6 protein-coding genes are annotated in these 6,206 nt (G+C 67.5%); 2 read left to right on the top strand and 4 right to left on the bottom strand.

Translation table 11 applies throughout. From position 1 onward, the window contains the following. Positions 1–274: 274 nt before the first annotated feature. From ACFPZ3_RS59920 to ACFPZ3_RS59905, 4 genes are all read right to left on the bottom strand, one after another. A complete protein-coding gene (locus tag ACFPZ3_RS59920) occupies positions 275–511 on the bottom strand; it encodes a hypothetical protein (RefSeq protein WP_379523399.1) in 237 nt (78 codons plus the stop codon). 855 nt (positions 512–1,366) lie between these two features. Then, a complete protein-coding gene (locus ACFPZ3_RS59915; RefSeq protein WP_379523398.1) occupies positions 1,367–1,609 on the bottom strand; it encodes a DUF2188 domain-containing protein in 243 nt (80 codons plus the stop codon). Positions 1,610–2,118: 509 nt separating this feature from the next. Continuing rightward, complete coding sequence (locus tag ACFPZ3_RS59910; RefSeq protein ID WP_379523397.1) at positions 2,119–3,531, bottom strand: hypothetical protein; 1,413 nt, start codon at positions 3,529–3,531, stop codon at positions 2,119–2,121. Continuing rightward, the gene (locus ACFPZ3_RS59905; protein WP_379523396.1) at positions 3,528–4,274 is read right to left on the bottom strand and encodes an alpha/beta fold hydrolase; all 747 of its coding nucleotides are present in this window, start codon (positions 4,272–4,274) and stop codon (positions 3,528–3,530) included. The genes ACFPZ3_RS59910 and ACFPZ3_RS59905 overlap by 4 nt, the downstream gene beginning before the upstream one ends. A 170-nt stretch (positions 4,275–4,444) precedes the next feature. On the opposite strand from ACFPZ3_RS59905, the gene ACFPZ3_RS59900 reads away from it, so the two are divergent. Next, the gene (locus ACFPZ3_RS59900) at positions 4,445–5,308 is read left to right on the top strand and encodes an SDR family oxidoreductase (RefSeq protein ID WP_379523395.1); all 864 of its coding nucleotides are present in this window, start codon (positions 4,445–4,447) and stop codon (positions 5,306–5,308) included. A gap of 296 nt (positions 5,309–5,604) precedes the next feature. Beyond that, positions 5,605–6,165 carry a sigma-70 family RNA polymerase sigma factor gene (locus tag ACFPZ3_RS59895; protein ID WP_379523394.1) on the top strand — a complete coding sequence of 187 codons (561 nt, stop codon included), beginning with the start codon at positions 5,605–5,607 and terminating at the stop codon, positions 6,163–6,165. Positions 6,166–6,206 lie beyond the last annotated feature (41 nt).

Below are 6,206 nucleotides of genomic sequence, written 5' to 3'. Positions count from 1 at the left end.
GGACGGTTCAGCACGGCAACCTACGCTCGTTCCCTTTTACACCGCATCTCGGACGCGACCCTCTACCGGAGGTTGATTTGTGATAGTCACATCACGCGCTGCACGCCTTGCCGCGGGTGCGGCCGACCGCAGCGCCGACGGCCCCGTGAATCGAGGCCGAAGCGCAGTGGCCGGTCAGCGGAGACTGGTGTACATCCTCTCTGGCGTCGCCAACCGATCGAGGCGGTCATGACTCGTTGTGACCTTCCCGCGGAAGGAGGCATCCGCCTTGGCGTCATCCGGCCAGACGCCGGCGAAGGAGATCCTTGGCCTGCTCGGCTCCCTTGCGGCTTTCGCGCTGCGCGCGGCGGAAGAACTCGGCCAGTTCTCCGTCCCCGGCGCGGTCGGCGTCGGCGATGTAGTTCTCCAGCCGCAGCGCGTTGCTCAAGCACTGCTCGACGAACCAGATCAGGTTGTAGTCCTTGTCCTGGGTTCCGGTGACGCCGCCGGTCTCCTGTCGTGTCGTATTCATCTGCTTGTCCCCTTGCCTTCGTCGACGAATCGGGTCCACCTCACCGACCGTGTCTCTCGTTCGGCCGGCCTGTTCGTTGCCCCCTGCCCGACAAGCGCGCGCTAAGCCCTTGCCCGGGCTCTGACACGGTTACGTGCAGGCTTACACGCCTGAAACGCCTCGTCCCGAAACAAATCGTTCGCAGAGACGGATGCAGCACCTGTTGCCCTAAGGACGTCTGCGGTACAAGACACAGAACTCGTTGCCCTCCGGGTCAACTATCACGATGAAGCCCCCATCTCACCGCTGTCCCGCCTCGACGCGGCCCGCCCCTGGTCGGATCAGCCGGTCCACCTTCATCTCCCACGTTGCCGCCGACGACGTGCAGGTCGGGGTAATGGCGGTGCTTGGGGCTCCTGGCTGCGGTCGCCGGCCGAAGCCAAACGGTAGGACTTCTCGGGGGCACGTCCGCAGGTGGCCATAGGTGCAGATCGTCTCCCTCGTGTCCGATCTTCGTGGCATCACGCCGGTATGACGCGACGCCCCGGGTAGAGCATGAAAGAGCTCCTTGGTTGAACCGCATCACTGCACACACGCTGCTCCGATGCAAGGGGCTCAGCATCCAGCGCTGCTACGGTCGCCCCCGTCGACTGAAAGGGGAGGCCGTGTGGCCGTCGTAGTTGCCGATCGGCGCCGCCCAAAGGAGCTGCAAGCGGCGGAAGCGTCCGTGCTTGACAACACCCTTTTCTCCGTCGGGCTCACCTCGGTGGCCGGTTCGGCCACCGTGGTGAACGACCTCGAGTGCCTGAGGGAGGCGCCGGTTGACCTGTAGGAGATGTCGGCGCTGAACTTCGTGGCCGCCTGAGGAACCGTGTATCAGCCCTTCGGCGGGTTGGGGTCGTTGCCGGGGGCGATGGTTCGCTGGTCGCGCACCTGTCCGTCCGTGCCGTGGATACGCAACTCGCCTCCGCCGTCGCGGCGCAGCAGTTCGCTGGCCCGCCGCGCCGCGTCTGCCTGGGTGTCCGCCGTGTACAGCGCCCGTTCGGCCCCCGGCTTGGTGACCGCCCAACTGCCGTCGGCCCGCTGGACCACGTCTCTGGAGTTGGCCTGGCCGGCCAATGGTGAAGCCCCTTTATCCGGTGATGTGAAGCATGTCGCCTACCCGGCTCTGATGCTGGCAATCACCGCGTCCCCGCGCCTCATCAGGGCCCAAGGTTGGCGCACGTTTCGACCATTGCCACCGGGCAGAGGACCGGCAGACTCCCCGGCGCCGTCGCAGCGTCCACCCGCGCGGCGGACGACGCCATCGCCGATCATCCCGAACGAAGGTGTCCGGCGTGAGTGAGTAGCAGGGCGTATTCGCGCTGCCGATCATCGCTGTCGCATGTGCCCGCTCTCGCGGCGTGTGTAAGACCTCGATAGGGTCTCGGGGGCAGACGGCATATCGCGGCGGGCAGTTGCCGCCCGGTGTCCCGCCTCACTCCGGCCCGGTCAGTGCGTTATTCGTACCCTCGGGGCGCCGTCATGTACGCCAGGCCGTATCTGCAGATCTTCGCCACGGTCGGATTCGTCGCTTCGGCGCCCAAGAACAATGGGCTGAGCCGAGGTCAAGTCCGCGCGTACGTTCATTAGGCGCTGGTGTTGCCGTGGTCTTCGGTGTCCCAGTGGAGTTCGTCGCGGTCGGCGAGGAACTTCTCCGCCGTCGGCCAGTCCATCGGCAACGGCATCGGCACTGTGGCCCGGATCCGGGCGAGTTCTCGGTGGGCGCGTGCGAGGCTGGCGAAGTCGCGGGGATAGGCGCGCGTGTCCACACCGGTGAAGACGCCGACTTTGCTCGCGCGGGCCAGCATCTCCCGCCATCGCTCGATCGTGGCCAGCCCGACGGAGTCCACTCCGTGGGAGAACAACAGCAGCCTGATCTCCTCGAAAGGGTCGGTACCGTCGAGGTATCCGGTCAAACTCGCGAGTGACGGCTCGGTGTTGAAGACCATCCAGTACGGCACCGACCCGCTGCGCAACGTCCACCACGGTTCGAGGAGCAGGAAACACTCGGCGAGCAGCCGATCGGCCGGCAGGCCACGCCGCCGGTACCACTCCCGGTACAGGTCGGCCACCACCGGGCTGAGATGCTCAGGCTCGGCGAAGCTCATGCGCACCAAGCGCCAGCCGTTGCGCACGGCCAGCTCCTGAAGGTCGGGCAGCAAGCCAGGTTCGAAGCCCCACTCCGCCTCCGGCCTTTCCCCGTCCGCTGGCGGATAGTCCCAGCGGCGGTGCGGAGAGCCGTAACGGCGCAGGTAGTCCGCCACGCGCGAGCCACCATCCTGATACTCCTGCGGGGTCGCGCCACCGAGCGCCCCGTGCTGGAAGACATGGCGGGGGCCTGCCTCCGTAACCGGCCAGCGCAGCCCGCAGTCGGAGACCACCAGGGTCCCGCCGGGAGCCAGGTTCTCCTCCAGATAACGCCGGTAAGCCGCGGGCAGGCGGCGCCACTTGATGCGGAAATAGGTCATGCCGGCGATCATCAGCCGGTCCTGGTTCGCGTCGTGCATGTGGTGCAGGACGAGGTCGGGGTTCGCGGAGAGAAGGGCTTGGCCGGCCGCACGGGTGTGGCGCAGGTCCTCGCGTGGTTCGTCAGGATGGACGCCACGCCGCCGTACCGGGATCAGCAGCGTCTGCGGCAGCCAGGGCGCGGCCAGCGCCGCGCACAGGTGCGTCAGGGCGCCGTTGGCCGAGCCGACGAAGGCCACCTGGCTGCGCCGGCGCGGATAGTGCCCGGTGACCCATCGTGCCAGCTCCTCCGAGCGGATGCCGCCCACCTTGTGCCCCGGTACGGCCTCCGCCCACCCGCTCGCGGCATACGCCCTCTCCTGCAGCCGCCGCGGCAGCCTGTTGGCCGCCCCGAGCAGGGCCGAGGCCAGCGGCTCCATCGCCGCAGGGCCTTGACCGATGAGCGGCACGTCCCGGCCGCGCAGGAAACGCGACAGCGCGCGCAGCATGCCGGTGGCGGAATCGAACGACGCGACGACCTTGCCCGGCTTCATGCCGCCACCTCCGACAGGAAGTCCTCGACCCGCTGGGCAACGCCTCGGGGATCCCGGTACGGCGTCATGTGCGCCAGCCCGTCCATGACCACCAGCCGCCCGTACGGCAGCAGCCGGGCCACCTCCTCGGCCCACGGCTGAGGCACCATCCGATCCCTGTCACCGCGCAGGACCAGGGCGGGCACGGTGACGAGCGGCAGCTTGTCCTCGACCCGGTCGCGGATCGACTCCCCGAAGGCCGCCAGCACCCCCCGCAGACCGGCGTCACGGTAGTCGGCGATGTTCAACGGCGTCATATGCGGGCTTTCCCCTCGCGAATTACGCAGCCACTGCCCGGCCAGCCGCCATAGCGAGCGACCATGGGGATCCACCGTCGGCCCGGCCAGCACCAGGGAAGCGGCCGCCTGCGGATGACGGACGGCGGCGTCGACCACCACCTGGCAGCCGAAGGAGGCCCCGAGCAGGCATGGCCGCTCCAAGCCCGCCGCCTCCACCCAGGCGGCCACCATGTCGGCCAGCGCCGGCAAGGTCAGTGGCCGCTCCGGCTTTCCGCTCGCCCCGTACCCGGGCAGGTCGATCGCCCAGGCATCATGCCGTTCCCCCAGCACCTCGATGAGCGGCAGCAACTCCCTGCTGGAAACACCGGCACCGTGTACGCAGACCACGGCCGATCCAGGTCCCCGCTCGCGGTGACCGGCGATGGTCAGACCGCCGACCGTGTGATCTTGTCGGTGCAACGACACCCTGCCTCCTTTCCAGAGGCCGCCCACTACCCGCCGCACGGCTACCTGAACAACGACGTCCGTTCGACCGGTCCGAGGTCTGACGACCCTTCCTTCGTGTACGACCGCCCGGCGGAATGATGGAGATTGTCTGGCGTTAGCCCTGCCTGAACTCGGGCACGTCGATGGCCATGCCAGAGCAACCGGGCAGCACTCCGCCCGCACAGGAGCAGCCCTATCCAGGGCACACCGGGGACATGACTCCCGAGCCGCGAGACGAGATGCGCGCCTACACCGGGAGCGGCCTGCTCAAGGACAAGCGGGCCCTGATCACCGGAGGTGACTCGGGGATCGGCCGCGCGGTGGCCGTCGCCTTCGCCAAGGAAGGCGCCGACGTCGCCATCGCCTACCTGAGCGAGCACGAGGACGCGCGCCACACCGGGAAACTGGTGGAGGCCGCAGGACGGCGTTGCGTGCTGCTGCCGGGCGACCTGAGCGAGCGCGAGCACTGCGTGTCCGTCGTCGAGCAGGCGGTGGCCGAGCTGGGCGGGCTCGACATCGTGGTCAACAACGTGGCCTACCAGGCGCCGGTCGACTCGCTGGAGCAGTTGAGCGACGAGCAGTGGGAGCACACCTTCGCGGTCAACATCCACAGCTACTACCGCATCACCAAGGCGGCCCTGCCGCACCTGCACCACGGCTCGGCGATCATCAACACCTCCTCGATCAACGGCCTGCGCGGCAACAAGACGCTCATCGACTACGCCGCGACGAAGGGCGCGATCAACGCCTTCACCTACTCAATGGCGCAGAACCTCGTCGAACGGGGGATCCGGGTCAACGCCGTGGCACCCGGCCCGGTCTGGACGCCACTGATCCCGGCGACCATGCCACAGGAGAAGGTCGAACACTTCGGCGAGCACGTCCCGATGAAACGCGCCGCCGACCCCGACGAGATCGCCCCCTCCTACGTCTTCTTCGCAGCCGAGCGGTTGTCGTCGTACTACACCGGCGAGATCCTGGCCCCGATCGGCGGCGAGACACTGCCCGGCTGAAACAGACCGCGACCGACCAGAACCTTCCTCCGGGCATTGGCCGCAGCGCGCCACCTCGGCGAGGCCACCCCGTGCACCATCTCCGAAGCGGACATACGTGCGGATCCAGGACATCGAGCGGCTCCGGGCGGGCTCGTGATCCTTACTGTCACCCTCTGGTAAGAAATAGCGGCGCCGGTGTCGGCAAGCAGGAGTGGAGAGGTCAAGCAGAGGGCTTCGTTCAGGCAGACGTATGCCGCACACCCGTGCCTGGCCTTCTCGGCCGGGCGGGCCTGCCATCTCTGGGAGCAGACACCATGACCGCCCGGGACATCCGGCTCATGAACATGACCGCTGAACAACTCCTGGTGGAAATGATCCGATCGGACATCTCACCACAGCACCGAGCACGGCTGCGCGAGCGTCTGGTCGAGATGCACCAGCCTCTGGTGATCGAGATCGCCGGACGTTACCGCTATCGTGGCGAACCGATGGACGACCTGCGCCAGGCCGCCTACCTCGGCCTGGTCAAAGCCATCAACGGCTTCGACGCAGGTCTCGGCCACGACTTCCGCGGCTACGCCGTCGTCACCATGACCGGTGAAGTCAAACGCCACTTCCGCGACCGCACCTGGGCCGTACGGGTACCGCGTATCCAGCAGGAACGCCGCTCGGAGCTCAACCGCCTGACCAGCGATCTCACCCAGGACCTGGGCCGCTCGCCGACCATTGCCGAACTGGCCGCCAAGATGAACCTGACGGAGGAGGAAGTGCTGGAAAGCATCGGTGCCGCAACCGCCTACAGCACTCTGTCCCTGGATGCGCCGATCGGCAGCGGCGACGGCGACTCCGCCCCCTTAGAAGTCCTAACAAAATGATCTAGGAATACTGGTGATCGCCTTCGAGTTGATCACGGCGT

Source organism: Nonomuraea insulae (assembly GCF_042656245.1).
This window is presented reverse-complemented; position numbering and strand designations above follow the sequence as displayed.